General features: G+C 38.6%; 2 pseudogenes. One reads left to right on the forward strand and one right to left on the reverse strand.

The window, feature by feature from the left end:
• A pseudogene (locus ACFIME_RS03250) lies at window positions 1–118 on the reverse strand (integrase); the annotation flags it as partial.
• A 171-nt stretch (window positions 119–289) separates the two neighbouring features.
• Between ACFIME_RS03250 and ACFIME_RS03255 the strand changes: the two are divergent.
• Window positions 290–2760 (forward strand): annotated as a pseudogene (locus tag ACFIME_RS03255) (pertactin-like passenger domain-containing protein); the annotation flags it as partial.

A 2760-nucleotide genomic window follows, 5' to 3' on the forward strand; every position in this document is an offset into this window, starting at 1 on the left:
AAATCCATTGAGCACCTCCATCTTTACGCTTATGAAGTAACAAGCCGGCACCATCATTATATTTGCCAGCTCCCAATGTTGAGACAGCCCTTGCATTAAGACGATTCATAAGAACCATTTTTACTCCTTTCTGCTATAGTTTTTACCCACACATCAACCCCGCTTGTGACGTGCAAGCAAGTGGTTTTGATTGATTCAAGATAAACAGATTTGAAATGAGAGAATCTTACGTTATTCGGGACTCTCACTCAACATACAAAACAGTGAATTATCATTATAAATCAATGTCTTGTACGATGATGGAGAGGTTTTTAACACAAAGATCATGGAAGGAGGGATACAAAATCTTTATGTAGAAGAGGATCTAAACGACTATAGCAGTTTTGCATTTGATACGAAGGTCTTTTCTGGTGGAGAGCAACACATTTTAGCGGGGGGAATCGCGATTGGCGTTCTTTTACAAGGGAATGCTTTCCAAGCAATAGATTTAGGAGGCTATGTAAAAGATTTAATAATTAGGGATCAAGTACAATCGTGGTTAAATTTTGGTGCAACATTAGAAGGAAGCACTATGATTCATGATTCTGGACGGATTTATCTTTATGCTGGTACTGAGCGATCTCGTACTGAAGTAGAAAAAATTGTGTTAAATGGCAGAGATACAAAATTGTACGCGATTGCTTCTAATATAGATGGCGAAAGTTCTTTGATTGAGAACCTGAGTGGGAATGGTCGTGTTATTTTTACTTCTACCGTGTTTAATCCATATTACTCTACACTTGAGATCAATGATCTTTCAGGGAGTTTACATTTTAGGTTGCATACTAATTTTGCAGAACAGCGCGGTGATTATCTTTTGATAAAAAAAGGAGCAGGTTATCACACCATAAGCGTTATCGATTCTGGTGTTGAAATTACCAATTCTCCTCTACAAGATCAGAATTTAGTTTTGGAGCTTGATTTAATTCATGATCAAAGCGGAAATGCGCATTTTACTCTGACAGATTTTTCTGGAGAAGAGACGAGTACGATTGATAATGGAGTCTACATGTATGGCTTAAAGACAAAAGATGATAATGGGGCAAAGACTTGGTATTTGGCTACGTCACAAATAACTTTTGCTCCTGTAATCTCTTCACCTTATGCGGAGTCACCTATAGATAAGCTTCCTGAAAAAGAAGAAAATATGACATCGTCAAAAGATTTTAGTATCTCTGATGTAATTGATTATAGTATTGGCGAAGGAGGAGGAATTCTACAAAGCTCTTTGCTCGGTGATGATAACGTAGTTTATATCTCTGATGATGGAGAGCGAGGTGTTCTTAAGAAGTCCATTAACAATACAATTCAGGGATCAGGAAGACTTTATGTTGAAGCTGGTGGTTTCAGTAAGAATACGACAATTGAAAATGGTGGTGTTGAGATTGTAGGGGAGCAAGGGATTTTAGAATTTACGATTATTTACGAGGGTGGAAAACAAAGAGTGGAGGGAGGAGGAACCGCATTGAGAGCTGAAATTTATGGTGGGGAGCAGCTTGTTTCCGGAGATGGTTATGTAAATGGTGGAATTGTGGGGAGCAGCGCTTATAACACGACACTTTATGGTCAAGGTGATACGCCGGGACAGCAGAATGTATATGATGATGGGATGGCTGTGGGAACAAAAGTGATGAGTGGAGGAATACAAACTCTTGCTAAATGGTTCGCAGATGATGATGATTTTATACAAAAGAGTGGTGGTTTAGCCGTAAATACTGAAGTTTTTTCAGAGGGTATGCAGCGTGTTTTAGCAGGGGGTGAAGCGAATAGAGTAATTTTACGCACTGGTGGTGTTCAAGAAGTCTATGCGGGTGGAATTGTGAAGAATCTAACGATTGAAGGTAATGCCAATTCATGGATTTCTCCTAGTGCAATATTAGGAGGAGAAATAAAAGTTCAAGATTTTGGTGGGATCTATCTTGATGCTGGAGGTGATGGTCAACAAACTATAGTAGAAAACATTGAATTAAATGGAGAAGACGCTCAATTATACTCCGTTGCTCGTGGGTTTGACGACAAAAGTACACGCATTCAGCAGTTAAGCGGTGTAGGAAAAGTCATTTTCACCTCTTCTGAAGATGATTTATATTACTCTCAGCTTTATATTAATAATCTAGCAAGGAGTCTACATTTCGATTTTAATGTCAGCCTTGCAGAAGGAAAAGGTGATTACCTCTTTATTGAGAATGGGAGTGGTTTTCACACAATAAGTGCCGTAGATTCTGGTATTGAAGTTGTTGATCCTTCTTCAGCAGGACTTGATTTAATTTTTGATCAAAGTGGTAGCGCATCTTTTACTCTACAAAGTTTTTCTGGCGCAAAAACTGTAATGGTTGATGGAGGAACTTATACTTATGGCTTAAAACACAAAAATATTGAGAATGAAGAGGGAAAAATTTGGTATTTGACTGCAGTTTACATGGATAGTGCGCCACGCAGAAGCAGATCTATGCGGCATTTAAATCAAAATCAATCAGTTTCTTCTCTTTCAACGATTACAGCACCACAAGAGCATGCTATTAAATTGCCACGTCGAAGAAAAAACCGCCAAAACTTAAGGCAAAAATCTCAGGCTTCTGTATCTCCAACTATTTCCTCTCTTGGAAGTCACGTTACTGAAGTCTTAGGTTCAGGAAGTTCTCATCCTCTTTCTGATGAAAAACAACAAACTGCTGTTTCAACCTCTTCTCACTCTTTAGCCGATCAAATGATTGTGCGTCC

The organism is Bartonella sp. AP1QHHD, from assembly GCF_042196265.1.
Lineage (GTDB): Bacteria > Pseudomonadota > Alphaproteobacteria > Rhizobiales > Rhizobiaceae > Bartonella.